This is a genomic window from Clavibacter sp. MX14-G9D, from assembly GCF_032917815.1.
GTDB classification, from domain to species: domain Bacteria; phylum Actinomycetota; class Actinomycetes; order Actinomycetales; family Microbacteriaceae; genus Clavibacter; species Clavibacter michiganensis_K.
Genome location: NZ_JAVCVL010000031.1, coordinates 1 through 19,196, shown reverse-complemented (window position 1 = coordinate 19,196; position 19,196 = coordinate 1). Strand labels below are relative to the sequence as shown.

General features: G+C 72.9%; 22 protein-coding genes and 3 tRNA genes. 18 read left to right on the top strand and 7 right to left on the bottom strand.

Going from position 1 to position 19,196, the window contains the following annotated elements; translation table 11 throughout:
- Positions 1-16: 16 nt before the first annotated feature.
- Positions 17-1,768 (bottom strand): glycoside hydrolase family 13 protein, encoded by a 1,752-nt coding sequence (locus Q6969_RS05005; protein ID WP_317229446.1) that lies wholly within the window; start codon positions 1,766-1,768, stop codon positions 17-19.
- Between the two features lie 162 nt (positions 1,769-1,930).
- Here Q6969_RS05005 and Q6969_RS05000 point away from each other — a divergent pair, with 162 nt between their 5' ends.
- From Q6969_RS05000 to Q6969_RS04970, 7 genes are all read left to right on the top strand, one after another.
- Positions 1,931-2,869, top strand: coding sequence for an aldo/keto reductase (locus Q6969_RS05000; protein ID WP_317229445.1), 939 nt, complete (start codon positions 1,931-1,933; stop codon positions 2,867-2,869).
- 123 nt (positions 2,870-2,992) lie between these two features.
- Positions 2,993-3,064: transfer RNA gene (locus Q6969_RS04995), tRNA-Thr, on the top strand.
- A 40-nt stretch (positions 3,065-3,104) separates the two neighbouring features.
- Positions 3,105-3,178 (top strand) — tRNA-Met (locus tag Q6969_RS04990).
- A gap of 135 nt (positions 3,179-3,313) precedes the next feature.
- Positions 3,314-3,505, top strand: a complete 192-nt coding sequence (locus tag Q6969_RS04985; RefSeq protein ID WP_317229444.1) for a hypothetical protein — start codon at positions 3,314-3,316, stop codon at positions 3,503-3,505.
- A 642-nt stretch (positions 3,506-4,147) separates the two neighbouring features.
- Positions 4,148-4,597 (top strand): MaoC family dehydratase N-terminal domain-containing protein, encoded by a 450-nt coding sequence (locus Q6969_RS04980; RefSeq protein ID WP_317229443.1) that lies wholly within the window; start codon positions 4,148-4,150, stop codon positions 4,595-4,597.
- Positions 4,594-5,031: a MaoC/PaaZ C-terminal domain-containing protein gene (locus Q6969_RS04975; protein ID WP_317229442.1), complete on the top strand. Its 438-nt coding sequence runs from the start codon at positions 4,594-4,596 to the stop codon at positions 5,029-5,031. The genes Q6969_RS04980 and Q6969_RS04975 overlap by 4 nt, the downstream gene beginning before the upstream one ends.
- A gap of 7 nt (positions 5,032-5,038) precedes the next feature.
- Entirely contained in the window at positions 5,039-6,193 is a 1,155-nt protein-coding gene (locus Q6969_RS04970; RefSeq protein WP_317229441.1) for a UDP-N-acetylmuramate dehydrogenase, read from the top strand.
- Positions 6,194-6,316: 123 nt separating this feature from the next.
- On the opposite strand, the gene Q6969_RS04965 is transcribed toward Q6969_RS04970, so the two are convergent.
- From Q6969_RS04965 to Q6969_RS04950, 4 genes are all read right to left on the bottom strand, one after another.
- On the bottom strand, positions 6,317-6,514 hold the full coding sequence (locus Q6969_RS04965) for a hypothetical protein (protein WP_317229440.1): 198 nt from the start codon (positions 6,512-6,514) through the stop codon (positions 6,317-6,319).
- Positions 6,515-6,929: 415 nt separating this feature from the next.
- Positions 6,930-7,145 carry a hypothetical protein gene (locus Q6969_RS04960; RefSeq protein ID WP_317229439.1) on the bottom strand — a complete coding sequence of 72 codons (216 nt, stop codon included), beginning with the start codon at positions 7,143-7,145 and terminating at the stop codon, positions 6,930-6,932.
- A gap of 197 nt (positions 7,146-7,342) precedes the next feature.
- Complete coding sequence (locus Q6969_RS04955) at positions 7,343-7,720, bottom strand: hypothetical protein (protein ID WP_317229438.1); 378 nt, start codon at positions 7,718-7,720, stop codon at positions 7,343-7,345.
- A 390-nt stretch (positions 7,721-8,110) separates the two neighbouring features.
- Positions 8,111-9,340 carry a pyridoxal phosphate-dependent aminotransferase gene (locus Q6969_RS04950; protein WP_396335514.1) on the bottom strand — a complete coding sequence of 410 codons (1,230 nt, stop codon included), beginning with the start codon at positions 9,338-9,340 and terminating at the stop codon, positions 8,111-8,113.
- 178 nt (positions 9,341-9,518) lie between these two features.
- Between Q6969_RS04950 and Q6969_RS04945 the strand changes: the two genes are divergently transcribed.
- The 6 genes from Q6969_RS04945 to Q6969_RS04920 all read left to right on the top strand — a co-directional run bounded on the left by Q6969_RS04945 (position 9,519) and on the right by Q6969_RS04920 (position 13,150).
- Positions 9,519-9,591, top strand: a tRNA-Trp gene (locus tag Q6969_RS04945).
- An 86-nt stretch (positions 9,592-9,677) separates the two neighbouring features.
- Positions 9,678-9,950 carry a preprotein translocase subunit SecE gene (gene secE / locus Q6969_RS04940; protein ID WP_012039478.1) on the top strand — a complete coding sequence of 91 codons (273 nt, stop codon included), beginning with the start codon at positions 9,678-9,680 and terminating at the stop codon, positions 9,948-9,950.
- A 183-nt stretch (positions 9,951-10,133) separates the two neighbouring features.
- Positions 10,134-11,156: a transcription termination/antitermination protein NusG gene (nusG, locus tag Q6969_RS04935; protein ID WP_317229436.1), complete on the top strand. Its 1,023-nt coding sequence runs from the start codon at positions 10,134-10,136 to the stop codon at positions 11,154-11,156.
- A 53-nt stretch (positions 11,157-11,209) separates the two neighbouring features.
- On the top strand, positions 11,210-11,641 hold the full coding sequence (rplK, locus tag Q6969_RS04930) for a 50S ribosomal protein L11 (RefSeq protein WP_012039476.1): 432 nt from the start codon (positions 11,210-11,212) through the stop codon (positions 11,639-11,641).
- A 99-nt stretch (positions 11,642-11,740) separates the two neighbouring features.
- Positions 11,741-12,427, top strand: coding sequence for a 50S ribosomal protein L1 (gene rplA / locus Q6969_RS04925; protein WP_015491347.1), 687 nt, complete (start codon positions 11,741-11,743; stop codon positions 12,425-12,427).
- Positions 12,428-12,544: 117 nt separating this feature from the next.
- Positions 12,545-13,150 (top strand): GNAT family N-acetyltransferase, encoded by a 606-nt coding sequence (locus Q6969_RS04920; protein WP_396335516.1) that lies wholly within the window; start codon positions 12,545-12,547, stop codon positions 13,148-13,150.
- Positions 13,151-13,160: 10 nt separating this feature from the next.
- Here Q6969_RS04920 and Q6969_RS04915 read toward each other — a convergent pair whose 3' ends face one another.
- Positions 13,161-14,117, bottom strand: a complete 957-nt coding sequence (locus Q6969_RS04915) for an NADP-dependent oxidoreductase (RefSeq protein WP_094117072.1) — start codon at positions 14,115-14,117, stop codon at positions 13,161-13,163.
- Positions 14,118-14,489: 372 nt separating this feature from the next.
- Entirely contained in the window at positions 14,490-15,152 is a 663-nt protein-coding gene (locus Q6969_RS04910; RefSeq protein ID WP_396335515.1) for a YqaJ viral recombinase family protein, read from the bottom strand.
- Positions 15,153-15,341: 189 nt separating this feature from the next.
- Between Q6969_RS04910 and Q6969_RS04905 the strand changes: the two genes are divergently transcribed.
- The 5 genes from Q6969_RS04905 to Q6969_RS04885 all read left to right on the top strand — a co-directional run.
- Positions 15,342-15,566: a hypothetical protein gene (locus Q6969_RS04905; protein ID WP_317229433.1), complete on the top strand. Its 225-nt coding sequence runs from the start codon at positions 15,342-15,344 to the stop codon at positions 15,564-15,566.
- Positions 15,567-15,576: 10 nt separating this feature from the next.
- On the top strand, positions 15,577-16,530 hold the full coding sequence (locus Q6969_RS04900; protein WP_317229432.1) for a TOMM precursor leader peptide-binding protein: 954 nt from the start codon (positions 15,577-15,579) through the stop codon (positions 16,528-16,530).
- Positions 16,518-17,789, top strand: a complete 1,272-nt coding sequence (locus tag Q6969_RS04895) for a YcaO-like family protein (protein ID WP_317229431.1) — start codon at positions 16,518-16,520, stop codon at positions 17,787-17,789. Before Q6969_RS04900 ends, Q6969_RS04895 begins: the two co-directional genes overlap by 13 nt.
- A gap of 97 nt (positions 17,790-17,886) precedes the next feature.
- Complete coding sequence (locus tag Q6969_RS04890) at positions 17,887-18,972, top strand: SagB/ThcOx family dehydrogenase (RefSeq protein ID WP_317229430.1); 1,086 nt, start codon at positions 17,887-17,889, stop codon at positions 18,970-18,972.
- On the top strand, positions 18,965-19,196 hold a 232-nt coding region (locus Q6969_RS04885; protein ID WP_317229429.1), incomplete at its 3' end, for an ATP-binding cassette domain-containing protein. The genes Q6969_RS04890 and Q6969_RS04885, both read left to right, overlap by 8 nt.

Sequence of the window (19,196 nt, the reverse complement as noted above, 5' to 3'; positions counted from 1 at the left end):
GGCGGCGCCGACCGGGTCAGTCGGCGATGAGCCAGACCGTCGTGTCGGACGGCACGGCGTCCCCGTCGAGCGGGCGGCTGGCGAGCAGCACGCGGCCCTCGGGCAGCGGCACGGGCGCGGCCCCGAGGTTCGCGACGACCGTGACGCCCGAGCTGCGGAAGGCGAGGACGTCGTCGCCCTCCGCCGTGATCCACTCCATGTCGCCGAGCGCGAGGCCGTGCTCGCGGCGGAGCAGCAGCGCCTCCGTGTAGAGCGACAGCGTCGAGGCGGGATCCGCCTGCTCGGTGTCGCGGGCGAACCGGTCCCAGTCGTCGGGCTGCGGCAGCCAGCTGGCGTCGCCGGTGCTGAAGCCGTACGACGGGGCGCCCGCCTCCCACGGGATCGGCACGCGGCACCCGTCGCGCCCGTAGCGCTCGCCCCCGGTGCGGTGGAACGTCGGGTCCTGGCGCGCCTGGTCGGGCAGGCGGATGTCCTCCGGCAGCCCGAGCTCCTCGCCCTGGTAGATGTAGGCGCTGCCGGGCAGCGCGAGCATGAGCGCGCTGGCGGCGCGGGCCCGGCGGAGGCCGAGCTCCTCGTCCACCGTCACGGTCGAGCGCGGGCCGATGCCGACGCCCTGCGGGTTCTCGCCCGAGAGCGCGAGGCGGCTGGCGTGCCGCACCACGTCGTGGTTCGACAGCACCCACGTGCTGGGCGCGCCGACGGAGGAGAAGGTCGCCAGCGACGCGTCGATGGTGTGCCGGAGCGCGGTCGCGTCCCACGGCGTCTCGAGGTAGCTGAAGTTGAAGGCCTGGTGCATCTCGTCGGGGCGGACCCAGTCGGCGAGCTTCGCGAGCGGCTCCACCCACGCCTCGGCGACCATGGCACGGTCGCCGTCGTAGGAGTCGAAGATCTCGCGCCACTCGCGGTAGATCTCGTGGACGCCCTCCTGCGCGAAGTACGGCGGCGGGGGAGCGGACGCGGCGGGCTCGTCGTCCACGCCGCCGGCGCCGCCGCCCATGCTGCCCTGGCCCTCGGGCGGCGTGTAGTCCGGGAGGCCGGGGGCCTTGACCATGCCGTGCGCGACGTCCACGCGGAATCCGTCGACCCCGCGGTCGAGCCAGAAGCGGAGGATCTCGCGGAACCGGGCGCGCACCCACGGGTTCGTCCAGTCGAGGTCGGGCTGCGACGAGTCGAACAGGTGCAGGTACCACTGGCCGGGCGTGCCGTCGGGCTCCGTGAGGCGCGTCCAGGCGGGTCCGCCGAAGATCGACTCCCAGTTGTTGGGCGGGAGCTCGCCGTCGGCGCCCTTCCCGTCGCGGAGCATGTATCGGGCGCGCTCCTCGCTGCCGGCGGGGGTCGCGATGGCCTCCTGGAACCAGCGGTGCTCGGAGGAGGTGTGGTTGGGGACGATGTCGACGATCACGCGGAGGCCGAGCTCGTGCGCGCGGCGCTGCATCCGGTCGAAGTCGTCGAGGGTGCCGAACAGCGGGTCCACGTCGCAGTAGTCGGCCACGTCGTAGCCGGCGTCGTTCTGCGGGGAGAGGAAGAACGGGGAGAGCCAGACGGCGTCGACCCCGAGCTCGCGGAGCGCGGGGAGCCGCTCGGTGATGCCGGGGAGATCGCCGATGCCGTCGCCGTCGGAGTCCGCGAACGAGCGGGGGTAGATCTGGTAGATCACGGCGGTGCGCCACCACTCGGATCCGGTGCCGTGCGCGTCGTCGCCGTCGGGGCGGGTCAGGATGTCGTCCCGGGCAGCCGGGGACAGGGCTGTGGGGGCAGGCGGAGTCATGCGACGAGCCTAGGCGACGGGCGGTGGGCCTCCCCGCGGCGCGGTCGGGAGCGCGGGCCCCGCGGGACCGCCGGGCGCGCGGCGGCGGAATAGCCGGGCGCCCGCGGCGGCTTGACCCTGGAGGCGGCCACCGCCGTCATCACCGGACGAAGGAGATCAGTCATGACGAACCCCGCACGCGTGCCCCTCGGATCCAGCGGCCTGGAGGTGCTGCCCCTGTCCTTCGGCGGCAACGTCTTCGGGTGGACCGCCGACGAGGAGACCTCGTTCCGGCTCCTCGACGCCTACACGGCGGTCGGCGGCAACTTCATCGACACGGCGGACGTGTACTCCGCGTGGAAGCCCGGCAACTCCGGCGGCGAGTCCGAGGAGATCATCGGCCGCTGGCTCGCGTCGCGCGGCCGCCCCGACGACCTCGTCATCGCCACCAAGGTGGGTTCGCTCGAGGCCGCGAAGGGCACCTCCCGCGACAGCGTCCGTCGCGGCGTGGAGGCCAGCCTCCGCCGCCTGGGCGTGGACGCGATCGACCTCTACTACGCGCACGTCGACGACCGGGACACCCCGCTCGAGGAGACCGTGACCGCGCTCGCCGAGCTGGTGACGGAGGGGAAGGTGCGCGCGATCGGCGCCTCCAACTTCACCGCGGAGCGCCTGCAGGCCGCCCTCGACATCTCGGCCCGCGAGGGCATCGCCCGCTTCGAGGTGCTCCAGAACCGCTACAACCTCGTCGCCCGCGACGACTACGAGGGCGAGCTCGCCGACCTCCTGATCCGCGAGGGCATCGCCTCGGCGCCGTACTCGGGCCTCGCGAGCGGCTTCCTCACCGGGAAGTACCGTGGCGCGGACGTCGACAGCCCGCGCGCCGGCGCCGCCTCCCAGTACTACGACGACCACGGCCGCGCCCTCCTCGAGGTGCTCGATCGCGTCGCCGCGGACCACGGCGTCAGCGTCACGACCGTCTCCCTCGCCTGGCTCCGGGCCCAGCCGTCGGTCACGGCGCCGATCGCGAGCGCGCGCGACCTCACGCAGCTCCCGGACCTCCTGGCCTCCGTCGAGCTCGAGCTGACGGCCGACGAGGTCCGGGACCTGTCCGCCGTCTGATCCCCTGCCGGCCGCCCGTCCGGGCCGGCCGTGCCCCGGTCCGGGGCCGTCGCGCGTCTCGCGGGCGGTCCCGGACCTGCTATCGTCGTAGGGTTCCAGCGCGTCTCCGACGCGCCCAGGCACGCCCCCATAGCTCATTGGTAGAGCACTTCCTTGGTAAGGAAGAGGTAGTGAGTTCAATCCTCACTGGGGGCTCGATCCTCCACGAGCGGCCACGGCCGCCGGCGGGGGTCATGGCGGGGTAGCTCAGGTGGTTAGAGCACACGGCTCATAATCGTGGTGTCGCGGGTTCAAGTCCCGCTCCCGCTACGGAAGCACGGATCCTCCGCGGTCCGTCCTCCTCGATAGGCCCCGGACACCTCTCGCCAGGTTCCGGGGCCTTTCCTCATGCCCCACCGGATCCCGTGCTTCCGATCGGACAGGTGCCGGGCGTAGCCTCCGGGCATGACCCACCACGAATCCCCCGACCACCCCGACCACGCCTCGGGCGCCGAGCACGACGACGTGCTCTACAAGACCCAGGGCAACCCCGTCCCCGACGCGCACGACGAGGAGCGCCGCGAGGCGTCCGCCGGCGGCGACTACACCGCCAGCGAGTCCGAGGCGGAGAAGGAGGCGCGCGAGGGCGGCGCCTGATCGGCCTCCCGCGCACCGAGCGCACGAGGGCCGCCGCGACGCGTTCGCGGCGGCCCTCGTGCGTGCCGCGACGGTCTGCGCGGCCGCCCGGGAGCGGGTCGGCCCGGGGCCGCGGCATCCGTCGTGGGGCGCCTCCGCGGGCGACACGCCGGGGTCGCGCGGGCTCCAGATCCGGTCGGCGAGCGCAGATCCGCATGATCGTGCGGAAGGCGCCGCGACACGCCGAAACACTAGATGTAGTGGAATGACAGGTCTGTAGTTCGGGTTATATAGTGGAGACCTCGCCGCCCCACCAGGTGGCCGAGCAACCCGGGACCCGCATCGACGCGGTCCCGGGAGGCCACGGAGCTGCGAGCACCGAGACCTGAGGAACCGCGACCGGCGGCTCCCGACACGACGCACCAGGAGGCACACATGGACTACGACAACAACGACTCCGTCGGCGGCTACGCGATCCCCGTCGACCCCATGGAGCTCCTGCAGTGCGACTCCTGCCAGTAGGCAGCTGATCCGCTCCGGCGGCATCGCGACCCGGGCCCCGGTCCCCACGAGAAGTGGGGGCCGGGGCTCTCGCGTGCCCGGGGGCGCTCGCCGGCCGGCGCCCCCGAGGGCGCCGACGGGCCCGCCGCGTAGGATCGTCCGGTGCCAGTGAATCCAGAGATCCAGGGTCGCGTGCTCCCCGCCGCCGCCCCGTACCTGGTGGGACGCGAGAAGGTGCGCGAGTTCGCCCGTGCCGTCGGCGCCACCCACCCCGTCCACCTCGACCCCGAGGCCGCGCGCGCCGCGGGCCACGCGGACGTGGTCGCGCCGAGCACCTTCCCCGTCGTGGTGCAGGAGGCGACGCTCGCGCAGCTCCTCGCGGAGCCCGACGCGGGCATCGACTTCAGCCGCGTCGTGCACGGCGAGCAGGCGTTCACGTACACGCGCCCCGTGGTCGCGGGCGACGAGCTCACCGCCACGCTGACCGTCACGAAGGTCGCCACCCTCGGCGGGAACTCGATGGTGACCGCCGAGTCCGCCATGGTCGACGCGTCCGGCGCGCACGTCGTCACGGCCGTCTCGACCCTCGTGGTGCGGGGGGACGACGCGTGAGCGCCGCATCCGCCGTGCCCGTGCTGGCCGACCTCGCGGTGGGCGACGTCGTGGCCGAGCGCTCCCTCCACCTCACGCGCGACTCCCTCGTCCGCTACGCGGGCGCGTCGGGCGACTTCAACCCCATCCACTACCGCGACGACGTCGCCGCGTCGGTCGGGCTCCCGGGCGTGCTGGCGCACGGCATGCTCACCATGGGCCAGGCAGTGCAGCCCGTCGCCGACTGGGCGGGCGACCCGGCCCGCATCGTCGCGTACGGTGTGCGCTTCACGCGGCCCGTGGTCGTGGATCCCACCGCCGGGCAGGACATGACCATCGTCGCCAAGGTCGGCGCGATCGACGCGGAGGCGGGGACCGTCCGCATCGACATCGCCGCCTCGGTCGACGGCAAGACGGTGCTGGGCCGCGCGCAGGCGCAGGTCCGGCTGGCGTAGGGCACCCGTGACGATCCAGACCCACCGCGACGCCCCGCTCGCCGACCTCACGACGCTCCGCGTCGGCGGCCCCGCGGAGGAGCTCGTGACCGTGAGCGAGCGCGACGAGCTCGTCGACACGCTGCTCGGCCTGTGGTCCGTCGGCGAGGACTGGGTGGTCCTCGGCGGCGGCTCCAACACCCTGGTCTCCGACGAGGGGATCGCCGGCACGGTCGTCCGCATCGCGACGCGTGGCGTCGAGGTCGGCGAGGTGCGCCCCGACGGGACCGTGCTCGTGCGCGTGCAGGCCGGCGAGCCGTGGGACGCGCTCGTGGCGCGCACCGTGGCCGACGGCCTCGCGGGCCTCGAGGCGCTCTCCGGGATCCCCGGGTCGACCGGCGCCTCCCCGGTGCAGAACATCGGCGCGTACGGCCAGGAGGTCGCCGACGTCCTCGAGGCCGTCGACTTCCTCGACTACGAGTCGGGGACGGTGGAACGGCTCAGTACCGCCGACCTCGGCCTCGGCTACCGCACGTCGTCGCTGAAGCGCGGCCGCGTGGGCGTCGTGCTCTCGGTGGACTTCGCGCTCACCCCGGGCGACGGCCCCGACGCGCTCGGCCTGCCGATCGCCTACCCGCAGCTGGCGGGCGCCCTCGGCGTCGAGCTCGGCGACCGCGTGCCCGTCGCCCGCGTGCACGAGACCGTGCTGGCGCTCCGGGCGTCCAAGGGCATGGTGCTCGACGACGCGGATCCCGACACCTGGAGCGCCGGGTCCTTCTTCACCAACCCGATCGTCAGCGCCGCCTTCGCCCGCACGCTGCCGGCCGACGCCCCGCGCTGGCCGCAGGAGGACCCGCCCGAGGACCTCGTCGTCCCCCTCGGCGACCAGTGGGAGGTCGCGGAGGCGATCGAGCGCGAGGCCGTCGCGCGCCGCCGTCGCGAGCCCGCGGGCGTGAAGCTCAGCGCCGCGTGGCTCATCGAGCGCTCAGGCGTGCAGCGCGGCTTCCGGCTGCCCGGATCGGGCGCCGCGATCTCCTCGAAGCACACGCTCGCGCTCACGAACCGCGGCACCGCGACCGCCGAGGACGTCGCCGCCCTCGCGCGCTACGTGCAGGGCCGCGTGATGAGCGAGCACGGCGTGATCCTGCAGCCCGAGCCCGTGCTGGTCGGCCTCTCCCTCTAGGGGCGGGTCGGCCGGCACGGGCCGGGCGGCGGGTCAGGCCAGCAGGTCGCGGATCCGGCGCACGAATCAGGACAGATAAGGGTCCACCGCGCCGAACCCCAAGGGACGGGGGCCCTGGCCGTCTCACTTCTCTTTGCTGTTCCGCCGATTGCGGATGGCGAATGTCAATGCGACGAGCATGAACGCGCCCGACGTGAGCCAGAACACCGCGGCGTAGCTGCTGAACGGTGCGATCTGGCTCAAGACCAGTCCGGGGATCGCCAGCATCACCGCAACGCTGGGAATGGACTCGGCTATTCTCTTGCTGTTCTGCATCATCATCTCAGCTGTAGTGGTTGGCCATGCCGATTCAAAAAGTCACTGTGCCGCTGAATCCCGCTGATGCGGCCCCTAGGCAGACGAGACATCCGGCTCCTAGTGTGGCGACGCAGATCGCGGCACAGGCGATGCTGATGCCGGTCATGACCCACGCGGCGATCCCGGCGTTGGAGAGGCACTGGTTGAAGTTCCCCCACCAGTCTCCTCTCTGGTAGTCGATGGTGGAGATCGATCCGCCCTGGGAAGAGAGGGCCTTCGAGGAACGGGCTCCAGGAGCGTTCACGTCGTGATTCAACACAGTCTTGCTTCCAGCCCAAGCGTTAACGGCTCCGGAAGTGGGGGAGGTGGCCTTGAACAGGAACTCAGCAGTGTCGATGAGCTTGCCCGCGTCGTCGAAGAAGACGGAGATGCTGGTCTGCTATTCGACATCTTGTCCTGACGCGACGGGGATGCGCAGCATGCGGAGGTCAGGGGTGACGCGCCACGCGGTCGCGCTCTCGGTGGTGAAGCGAAGTCCGCTTTGCGCCTGTAGTCCTGCCTGGTCGTAGACGGCCTCGAACTCCTCCGCATCGCGATCGGTGAGCCTCGTCCACGCCTCCTGCTCCGTCTGGCTCTTCAGCGCGAAGTCCTGCACTTCTGCCTGGGTGGGGCTACATCTGCCCGTATGGGGCGACGATGGATCCGTGCCAGCATCAGCGGGAAGCGCCGGTGCCAGGACGAGAACCAAGGACACCCCGAGCGCACCCAACGGCATTGCCGCTGAAGGGGATATTCGCACATTCTTCATGAGCAACCTCTTTGTCCGATTGTCTGACTGGACGGCCACGGTCGTCAGGTCGCGCAAAGGACTTCGCTTCGCTTGGGGCATGCACTGCTGATTCTCGACGCGGCTTCCTTCCGGCGCCGCGCGGTCAGGGGAGGTGCCGGAAGGAAGTTCGCATGGCGCCGTTCGCGCAGCAGGCTCTGCGGAGACGGTTCGGGAGGAGCGCCGCGGAAACCGCTCGATGCGTCGTGTGAGAAGGCGGCAAGAATGAGCAGCCGTGTGTCGACCGTGATCGGGGATGGCTTCCCGATGTCGCGGGCCAGATCTGCATCGATCTGTGGAACGAGATGCAGGTCGCGTTCGTCCTCGCCGTGCGTCCTCTGTCGATGCGGGGCGATGACGGGCAACGTAGTGCTCGCGCAGTCCGTGCTGCTCGCGTATTCCACAGGGCGCGTTGCGGATGTGTGCAGGGGTGGTACCGGCCGGGGCGCGGGGTTCCAGGAGCGCACGCCGGAGGGCGTGGCCTCGCTCGGGAGGTGCATGAGCACCGAAGCGAGCCGACCCGGGCGACGTAGGCCGGCGCCAGGCCACCGCCCGGTCGCCCCGGGACGTATCGATCGGGCTGGTGCGGAAAGCCGCCAGCGATCTCTCGTGATGAAAGTGTGGATCCGATCGAAGATCATCGGGCCGCGTGGGTCGCGATCAGGCCGGGGTGGTTCGTGTGAGGGGGACCGGGCGCTTCCGAGCCGAGACGAATGCCTCGACTGTTGTCGTCATAGGACGATGATCAGAGCCCTTCCCCGAGCGAGGCCGACCCGCACGGGACGCGCAGCGGATCAAGCGAGGAGGTCGCGGATCCGCCGCACGCCCTCGAGCAGCGCCTCGTCGCCGAGCGCGTAGCTGAAGCGCAGGAACCCGCTCGGGCCGAACGCCTCGCCGGGCACCGCCGCGACCTCCGCCTTCTCGAGCAGCAGGTCGGCGACCTCGAGCGAGCTCGTGGGGGTCACGCCGTCGATCTCGCGGCCGAACAGGCCCGTGACGTCGGGGTAGACGTAGAACGCGCCCTGCGGAGTGGGCGTGACGAAGCCCGGGATGGCGTCGAGCTCGGCGACGATCGTGCGGCGGCGGCGGTCGAACGCCTCCCGCATGCGGTCGACGGTGTCCCGCGGGCCGCGGAGCGCCGCGATCGCCGCGCGCTGCGAGACGTTGGAGACGTTGGAGGAGAGGTGCGACTGCAGGTTGCCGGCGGCCTTGATGGCGTCCGCAGGGCCGACCATCCACCCGACCCGCCAGCCGGTCATCGCGTAGGTCTTCGCGACGCCGTTGACGAGGATCGTGCGGTCGGCCAGCGCCGGCACGACGTCGACGATGCTCGCGGCCTCGGCCCCGTCGTATACGAGGTCCTGGTAGATCTCGTCGCTGATGACCCACAGGCCCTTGGCGTCGGCCCACTCGCCGATCTCGCGGGTCTGCTCCCGCGAGTGGACGGCACCCGTGGGGTTGGAGGGCGAGACGAACAGCAGCACCTTCGTGCGCGGGGTCCATGCGGCCTCGAGCTGCTCGACGGTGACGAGGTAGCCCTGGTCGGCGCCCGCGAACACGTCGACGGGGACGCCGCCCGCGAGCCGGATGGCCTCGGGGTAGGTGGTCCAGTACGGCGTGGGGACGAGCACCTCGTCGCCCTGGTCGAGCAGCGTCTGGAACGCCTGGTACACGGCCTGCTTGCCGCCGTTGGTGACGATGATCCGGTCGATCCCCACGTCGAGGCCGGAGGAGGCGCGCGTCCTGTCGGCGATCGCCTCGCGGAGGTCGGGGAGGCCGGCGGCGGCGGTGTAGCGGTGGTTGCGCGGATCCCGGGCGGCCTCGACCGCGGCCTCGACCACGTAGTCGGGTGTCGGGAAGTCGGGCTCGCCCGCCGCGAAGCTGATCACGGGACGCCCGGCAGCCTGCAGGGCCTTGGCCTTGCCGTCGACCTTGAGGGTCGCGGACTCGGCGATGGATCCGATGCGGGTGGAGACGCGGCTGAGGGGGACGGTGCTCTGCGGTTCGGACATACCTGCGAGCATAGGGATCCGGACGGCGCGCCACGCGGGCGCCGACGCCCGTCGGACGGGGGTCCGGACCGCGCGGGCGCGGATGCTGGTACACTCGTCCGGGTCGGTATCTCCGCCATGCTCTTCCGCGCCCTCTTCCGTCCGTGCTCGCACGGTGGTGGGGTGCAGGGGCAGGCGGGCGCCGACGCAGAGGGTGGTGGCTCAATTGGTAGAGCAGCGGTCTCCAAAACCGCAGGTTGCAGGTTCGAGTCCTGTCCGCCCTGCTAGATGATCCGCGTCCACGGACGCGGCCCATCGCGGCTCGCCCGAGCTCCGGGAGGCGCCGAGCAATGCAGGAAGGGACCCACGCGTGGCGCGGAAGATCGTCGACGAGCCGAGCGAGGAGATCGTCGCGCAGGCTCGCGAGCAGCGGGACGCGCGGCGCAACCCCTTCGCCCGGCTGGTGCTCTTCATCAAGCAGGTCGTGCAGGAGCTCAAGAAGGTGGTCACCCCCACCCGCAAGGAGCTGCTCACGTTCACGGGAGTGGTCCTGGCCTTCGTCATCGTGATGATGGTGATCGTCTCGCTCCTCGACCAGCTGTTCGGGTACCTCGCCATCGTGGTGTTCGGCAACGGCGCCTAGCACCGGGGCCTCCGGACGGAGGCGGCACGGACCGGACGGCGGTCGCACGGGGTCCACGGGCCCTCGCGCCGCGGCGCACGAGGGCCGGGAGCGCGGCGGGTCGGATCGATCCGCCTCCGCGCGTGCGGGAGTCGCACGGCACGAGACGTACATGCACGACGAAGAACGAGGGAAGTAGATCCATTGGCTGAGAGCAAGCGCGACGACGTCGACCTCGCCCCCGCGGCGGAGCAGTCCTCCGAGGTGGACGAGGCCCAGGAGGGTTCCGTCACCACCGCATCCGAGGGCAGCTCGGACGCGGCGGAGCACACCGCCCTGCACGTCGAGGGCGACGACGTCGAGACCGACCTGACGGCCGCGCTCGACGCCATGGAGTCGGTGGACGACCCCGAGGCCGACGCGATCGTCGAGGACGCGCTCGACATCGACTCCGCCGACGAGGCCGAGGCCGCCGTCGAGGCGACCGACGACGAGGCGGAGGAGGAGGCGGCCGAGGAGGCCCTCGAGCCCGCCGAGGTCACGCCCGCCACCGCCGAGGACGTCGCGGAGGCCGAGGCCGACCTGGTGCCCGACGAGGACGCGCCCGAGGTCGACCCCTACGAGGACTTCCGCAAGGAGCTCCGCTCCAAGCCGGGCAAGTGGTACGTCATCCACTCCTACGCGGGCTTCGAGCGCCGCGTGAAGAGCAACATCGAGAACCGCATGGTGTCGCTCAACATGGAGGACGACATCTACCAGATCGAGGTCCCGATGGAGGACGTCGTCGAGATCAAGAACGGCCAGCGCAAGATGGTCAACCGCGTGCGCATCCCCGGCTACGTGCTGGTGCGCATGAGCCTCAACGAGGACAGCTGGTCGGTCGTCCGCCACACCCCCGGCGTCACGGGCTTCGTGGGCAACGCCCACAACCCCACGCCGCTGCGCTTCGAGGAGGCCTTCTCCATGCTGAAGAGCCTCGTCGAGATCAAGGAGGTGGCGCAGGTCAAGGGCCAGCCCACCAAGGGCGGCCAGGCGCAGCGCGTCGTCGCCGCCGAGGTCGACTTCGAGATCGGCGAGACGATCACGATCAAGGAGGGCTCGTTCGCGGGCCTCCCCGGCTCCATCAGCGAGATCAAGCCCGAGAGCGGCAAGCTCACGGTCCTCGTCTCCCTGTTCGAGCGCGAGACCCCGGTCGAGCTCAGCTTCGACCAGGTCACCAAGCTCTAGGCGGTCGGGCCGCGCGGCCCGCTCGATCTAGCAATCAAGAAGAAGGAAGAGAAATGGCACCGAAGAAGAAGGTCACGGGTCTGATCAAGCTGCAGATCAAGGCCGGCGCCGCCAACCCCGCACCGCCCATCGGGCCGGCGCTGGGACAGCACGGCGTCAACATCATGGAGTTCTGCAAGGCGTACAACGCCCAGACCGAGGCTCAGCGCGGGAACGTCATCCCCGTCGAGATCACCGTCTACGAGGACCGGACGTTCACGTTCATCCTGAAGACGCCCCCGGCCGCGGAGCTCATCAAGAAGGCCGCCGGAGTCGCCAAGGGCTCGGGCACGCCGCACACGGTCAAGGTCGCGAAGCTCACGATGGACCAGGTCCGCGAGATCGCCGAGCAGAAGCAGGCCGACCTCAACGCCAACGACATCGACGCCGCGGCGAAGATCATCGCCGGCACCGCCCGCTCCATGGGCATCACGGTCGAGGCCTAGCCTCCACCACCCGCGGAGCCCGTCCGGGGTCCGCTCCAGCATCACGCGGGAGAGCCAGCCAGGCTCACATCCACCGCACTCTCGAAACAGGAGAAGAACATGGCGAAGTCCAAGGCCTACCGGGCCGCAGCCGAGAAGATCGATCCCGCCAAGGCGTACACCGCCGCGGAGGCCGTCGAGCTCGCGCGCGAGACCGGTTCCAGCAAGTTCGACAGCACCGTCGAGGTCGCGCTCAAGCTCGGCGTCGACCCCCGCAAGGCAGACCAGATGGTCCGCGGCACCGTCATCCTTCCTCACGGTACCGGCAAGACCGCCCGCGTCATCGTCTTCGCGACGGGCCCCGCGGCCGAGGCGGCCATCGCCGCCGGAGCCGACGAGGTCGGCGGCGACGAGCTCATCGAGAAGGTGGCGGGCGGCTACACGTCGTTCGACTCCGCCGTCTCCACGCCCGAGCTCATGGGCAAGGTCGGACGCCTCGGCAAGGTCCTCGGACCGCGTGGCCTCATGCCCAACCCCAAGACCGGCACGGTCACCCCGGACGTCGCGCGCGCGGTGTCCGACATCAAGGGCGGCAAGATCGAGTTCCGCGTCGACAAGCACGCCAACGTCCACTTCGTGGTCGGCAAGGCGAGCTTCTCGCCCGAGCAGCTCTCCGAGAACGTGGGCGCCGCGCTCGAGGAGATCGTCCGCCTCAAGCCGTCCTCCTCGAAGGGCCGCTACGTGCAGAAGGCCACGGTCTCCACGACCTTCGGCCCCGGCATCCCGGTGGACGTCAACTCCATCTAGTCCCACGGCGCGCGAGCGCCCGCACGATCGCAGCATAGGAAGGGCCCGCCTCGGCGGGCCCTTCCGTCGTCTCCGGGCCGTGCCGGTGCCTAGGCTCTCAGGGTGAGCACCCCCGACATCGCGACCGCCGCCGCGCACGACCCCGCCGTCTCCTCCGCCCCCGCGTTCCGCGTCGCGACGCCCGCCGACGCGGAGGAGGTCGCGGCACTCGCCGCGCGCACCTTCGCCCTCGCGTGCCCGCCCACGACGACGACCGAGGCGATCGCGGCGCACATCCGCTCCGTGCTCTCGCCCGCCCGCTTCCGGGCGCACCTCGAGGACGCGGCCCACCGTGTCCTCCTCGCGGAGGTGGACGGCCGCCCGGTGGGCTACACGATGCTCGTCGCCGCGCCTCCCGCCGACCCCGACGTGGCCGGCGCGCTCCGGCTCCGGCCCGAGGTCGAGCTCAGCAAGGTGTACGTGGAGGCCGGGATGCACGGGGTCGGGGTCGCCCGGCCGCTCATGGCGGAGACGCTGCGGATCGCGCGCGAGCTGGCGGGGGAGCGGGGTCGCGACGCCCGGGCCGGCATCTGGCTCGGGGTCAACGAGCACAACGCGCGGGCCATCCGCTTCTACGAGCGCAGCGGCTTCCGCATCGTCGGCACGCGCTCGTTCCGCCTGTCGGACGCCGTCGAGACCGACCACGTGATGGAGCAGCCGCTCGCCGCGACCGTCCGCGGCTGAGCCCCGGCGGTCAGCCGCGCGACACGTTCAGCACGACCTTGCCGCGCGCATGGCCGCTCTCCATGTGGCGGTGCGCCTCCGCCGCATCCTCCAGGTCGAACACCTCGTCGACGTACACCTTGATGTCGCCCGACTCGAGGAGCCGGGCGATGACCGCCAGCGTCTGGCCGTCGGGCGCGACCTCGTAGTGGGTGGCGCGCACGCCCACCGCGGCGGCGTCCTGCACGAGGGTCGGCCACCCCTGCACGGGCGCGCTGACCAGCAGGCCCCCGCGCCGGAGGACCTGGAGGGACCGCGTGCCGGTGTCGTCCGTGCAGTTGCCGACCAGGTCGATCACCACGTCGACGTCGGCGAGCACGTCCTCGAAGCGCACCTGCGTGCGGTCGATGACCTCGTCGGCGCCGAGCTCCGCCAGCCAGTCGACGTTCCGGGGCGATCCGGTCGCGACGACCCGGGCGCCGAAGTGGCGCGCGAACTGCACGGCGAAGTGGCCGACCCCGCCCGCGCCCGCGTGCACCAGGACGACCTGGCCCTCGTGGGCCCGGCCGATGTCGACCACCATGCCCCACGCCGTGAGCGCGCTGACCGGCGTGGCCGCCGCCTCGACGTGCGAGAGCCGGGCGGGCTTCCGGGCGAGGCTGACGCTCGGGACGGCGATGTACGGGGCGTAGCTGCCCGGCATGCGCGGCACCATGGCGAGCCCGAACACCTCGTCGCCGGGATGCAGCGCGTGGTCCTCGTAGGGGGACTCCACGACGACCCCGCTGAAGTCGCGGCCGAGCACCGCGGGCAGCGCGCCGAGGCCCGGACCGCCGGGCCCGCCCGCGCGCAGCCGCAGGTCGAGGGGGTTCACCCCGGCGGCGACGACCTTCACGAGCACCTCCGAGTCGAGGCGGTGCGGCACGGGCACGTCCGCCAGGTGCAGCACCTCGGGCCCGCCCGTCTCGGTGACGACGACCGCCCGCATGGTCTCCCCGCGCGGTGCGAGGGCGACGGCCGCGGCCGCGCGGTCCCGCTCGGCCTCGGCGGCTGCGGCGCCGGCTCTGGACTGGACGACCTGGCTCATCGTGCGACCCCTCCTCGGACCCGGCGGCGTGGTGGGTCCCACCTCGGCCCCCGCTCGTCCAGTGAAGTCGGCGCGTGAGTCGGGCGTGTTTCCACGGTGTTCCCCGGGTGAGAAGAATGCGGAGGGGCCTCACGGCTGGCGGGCTCGCGGGGGTCGAGGCGGTGGCGCGGGTCACGGGCGTGCGCATCGGGCCGGACCGGACGGCGCCGCCCCGGCGCGCGGTCGAGCGGATGCGGGTGCGGGTTCGGATCGCGCGCATCCGCTGAGGCCGGGTTAGGCCAGGCCGCGGGCTCCGGCCGGCGCGTTGGCCATGCGGACGATGAGGGCGATGAGGTCGTTCGCGCGCGCGACGAGCGCCGCGATCTCGGCCTCGTCCCGGTCGATCCACTTCCACCTCGGGATCTCGTGGACCGGCACGAAGTCGACGTGCTGCTCCCACACGATGAGCGAGCGCTCGGCACCCAGCACGTACTGCTGCCACCAGATCTGGCGCAGGTAGTTGCGGGGCACGCTGCGCCACGGCTTGGCGGTGGTCTTGATCTCCGCGAGCTCGAGCCGGCCGTCGGACCGGACGCCCACGCCGTCGGGCGTCGCGAGGTGGCGGCGCTGGCCCTCCGCGTGGAAGAGGTGCGCGCTCGGGACGATCCCGTGCTCGGCCTCGACCCAGCGCGCGATCTCCGGCTCGCGCTCCCGGCCGTGGTCGGTGTACCGGTTGCCGCCGAAGCCCGAGCCGTAGAGCTTCTCGAGCGCGACGGCCTGCAGCGAGGCGTCCGTCGCGAGCCGGGCGACGTCGGTGGCGGTGATGCCGAAGCTCCGCGCGCGCAGCCAGGCGACGCGGTCGGAGGAGTGGGCGACGATCCGCGTGAGGTGCGGTGGGGGCGGCGGCGGAGCGGGTGCGGCGGGGGCGAGGTCGTCCTCCCAGGGGAAGGCCAGCATCTCGTCCGTCACGGGCTCCAGGGTACGCGCCGGATCCGACGCGGGCGGCCTCGACGCGGGTGGATCGGCCGGTCGGGCGGACGGGTTGGCCACAGGACAGGCGTTCTCGCCCAGGGCACGGAGGATCGTGCTAGAAAGACGTCGTCCCACCCACCATCACCGCATCACCGCTCGGAGAGAGGAAACGGCATGACCATGCTCATGGAAGGACCGGTGTCGACGGGAGCGTCGGCGCTCGCGGAGGCGAACACGCGCGTCGAGGAGGTCGACGCCGCGCGCGCCGACGCCGTCCTCGCCGAGGCGTTCGGCTTCACCATCACGCACCGCGGACGGGAGGCCGAGGTCGTCATGGCCGACGTCACCCTCTGCTGCAGCACGTGCTGCTCGTGCAGCAGCAAGCAGCAGCCTCGCTGACGGGTCCGCCATGGACCCGTCGACGACCTACTCGGTGAGTCCCCGCTACGCCGCCGGGGAGGTGGAGGACACCCTCCACCTCCTCGGCGGTCGCGAGCTGGTCTCCCTGCAGCTGCCCTCGGGCGACGCCGTCTCCGCGGTGTCGCGCCTCCTCTCCCGGCCCTTCACGCGCGCGGACGTCGATCGCGCCTTCGCCGAGCACGCCCCGGTCGTGGCCGAGCTCGTCGACGAGCTGGTCCTCCGGGACGTCGTCGTGGGCGCGCCCACCCGGTCCGCGGCGGACGACGTCCCGTCGCTCCACCCGGTCGGCCGGCTCGACGACCCCGACCAGGCCGAGCTCGCGCACATCCTCGACGAGGCCCGGCGCAACGGCGGCGACCGCACGGGGCTCGGGCCCCTGCGGGATCCGCGCATCCCCGCCCGGGTCGCGCTCGTCGGCGACGACATCCCCGCCCTGCTCGCCTCCCTCGCCGAGGCCCTGCCCTCGGCGGAGCTGACCGACGAGTCCGATGCCGACCTGGTCATCGCGGCCGGCAGCCGGCGGCTCCTCCGCGAGGTGGGGGCGAGGATGCACGCGGCCGGGCGGGCGTGGCTCCCCGTCCACCCGTTCGACGGCCGCTTCCAGCTCGTCGGCCCGGTGGTCGTGCCCGACGAGGGGCCGTGCCTCGAGTGCGTCGCCCTCCGCTGGGCCTCGACCACGCCCTTCGCCGGTGACCACGCGGCGGCCGCCGACGCGGTCGCGCCCCTCCCGCGGGATCCGGGGCTCGACGCCATCGCGGCGGGGTTCGCCGCGCGCTACGCGGCCCGATGGATCTTCGCGCGCGACTGGCTGGTCGCGAGCACGGTCCTCGTGGTCGAGCCGAAGGTGCTGTCGGCGGAGGCGCATCCGGTGTTCCGTGTCGCCCGCTGCGGCACGTGCGGTCCGCGGCCGTACGCCGGGGTGGTCTCGCCGTGGCGGGCGTGAGGGCCGTGGTGGGCGACGTGGTCAGCCCCTTCACCGGGCTCGTCGCCTACTCGCATCCCATGGCCTTCACGCCGGACGCCATCCCCGACGCCCTGCACTCGGCGCGGACGGCCGACACGGGCTTCCTCACGGGCGTGGTGTCGGAGGGCTTCAGCATGGGTCCCGGCGGGAGCTCCGCCGACGCCCGGAGGTCGTGCGTGGGCGAGGCCGTGGAGCGGCTCTCGCTGGCGGGTGCCCGCGGGGCGTTCCGCGCACCCCTCGGATCGGATCCCCGGCAGGTGGCGCCCGCTGCCTTCCGGCGGTTCCACCCGACGCAGCGCGCGGACCCGGCGTTCGCGTTCGAGGAGCCGGAGCGCGGGCGGCTCATGAGCTGGCTGCCGGCGCGGTCGCTGCACGGAGGCCGCCGGGTGCACGTGCCCGCCCAGATGGCGGTGTTCCAGGACCCGCACGCGTCCGACGGGCACCGCGAGCCGCACCTGGAGGCGACCACGTCGTCGGGCGTCGCGGCCGGGCCCACGTTCGGCTTCGCCGCGGGCCGGGCCATCCTCGAGCTCATCGAGCGCGACGCCTTCCAGCGGGCGTGGCTGCGGGGATCCGCGCCGCCGGCCTTCGACTGGCGTGCGAGCCCACGTCTCGCCGACGCCACGCGACGCGAGCTCGACCGGCTGGAGGAGCTGTGCGGCCGATTCGGCGCAGCGTTCTCGCTGCGGGTGCTCGATGCGGCCGCGGACGTGCCCGTGCTCCTCGCGGTCATGCGCAGCGACCGCCTCGGCGTCGCGGTGGGATGCGCGGCCGACTTCCACCTCGACCGCGCCGCCCTCAACGCCGTGCGCGAGGCGGTGCACACGCACAACTGGTGCCTGCGGCTCCTGCCCCGGCCGCCCATCGGGCCCGCCGAGGTGGTCGAGTTCGAGGACCACGTGCGGCTGCACTGCCCGCCCTCCGCCCGGCCGCTGTCCGCCGCCCTCGACGCGTCGGGTGTGCGCACCGCGTCCCTGGGCGGGCCGTCGACCTGGGGCGAGGTCGTGGAGGGGCTGCATCGGGACGGCATCGAGGTGCTGCTCGCCGGGATCACCGCGCCCGAGGTGCGCGCCGCCGGCTACCACGTGGTCCGCGCGCTGAGCCCGGACCTCGTGGCGCTCGACGTGCGGCACGACGCGCGGTTCCTCGGCCATCCGCGGCTGTACCGGCGGTGGCGCGACGGGCCCGCGCTCGACGGCCCGGAGCACCTCGTCGACGTCCCGCACCCGTTCCCGTGAGGGCGGTCCCCGCCCGCATCCCCGCCCGCATCCCCGTCCCGCATCCCCGTCCGCGCGCCTGCGGCGCGCATACCGCCGGCACCACCAGGAGGACCCCATGAGCATCATCGGCATCGGCACGGCGCCCGCGAGCGCCCCGGGGGACGGGCGGGAGGTCGATGCGTCGGGGCGCCCCGGCGCCGCGCCCGAACCCGCTTCCGCTGCGGTGGACGCGCACGAGCCTGCGCCAGCGCCAGAGCCTGCGCCTGCGCCTGCGCCCGCGTCCGCGTCCGCCGGCAGCGTCGGCCCGATCTTCAGCGTCGGCGGCGCCGTCGAGCGCCGGGCGGGCGATCTCGCCGAGGACTTCCACGAGGCGTCCAAGATCACGCGCATCACCCACCCCGGCTGGACCGACGTGCGCTACGCGCAGCAGCTGGCGCAGGAGGCGCAGGGCATCGACGCGGGTCCGGGCGGCGCCACGAGCGCGCCCCGCCTGCTCCCGGCGCTCGCCCTCCCGCCCGCGCTCCCGCTCCCGCACGCGCTCGGCGCGACGATGGCGGCGCGGCGCTCGGCGGATCCCGAGTCGCTCGCCGCACCCGTCCCGCTCGCGGAGCTCGCGACGGTGCTGCGCCTGGCGTACGGGCCGCGCGCGGCCGGCGGATCCGGGAGGTTCGTCCCGTCGGCCGGCGGTCTCTACCCGCTCGACCTGCACGTCGTGGTGCGCGGGGCGGAGGGGCTGGCGCCGGGAATCCACCAGCTCGATCCACTCGAGGAGACGCTCGTCGACGTGTCCGGGCTCGACCGCGCCGGGCGGCTCGCCCGCTTCCGGACGGCCGCGCCGACGGCCATGGCGCCACTCGCCGAGCAGGCGGCCGCGACCATCGTGATCACCGGCAGCTTCGAGCGATCCCGCACGAAGTACGGCCTGCGGGGCTACCGGCTCACCCTGCTGGAGGCCGGTCACGTCGCGCAGAACGCGCTGCTCGTGGCGACCGCGCTCGGGCTGCCCTCGATCGGGTGGGTCGGCTTCGTCGACCACGAGCTCGACGCCGTGCTCGGGCTCGACGGGGTGACGCAGTCGTCGCTCTACGCGATCTCGATGGGTGGGCGCCCAGGGCCCGACGTGCCCGCGCACCCCGAGGACCCGCACGCGGCGACCGCCGGTGCGCGACACTTCGCCCTGGAGGAGGCAGCACATGACTGATGCGGTGGAGCTCGACGGGATCACCCGGACCTTCGGGCGCACGCGCGCGCTCGACGACGCGTCCTTCGCGCTCGCGCCCGGCCTCGTGCACGCGCTGCTCGGGCCGAACGGATCCGGCAAGACGACGGCCATCGACGTGCTCACCGCCACGCGTCGCCCGGACGCCGGGCGGGCGCGCGTGCTCGGCCACGCCGTGCGCCGCGGCGGGCCCACGGCGGCGCTGG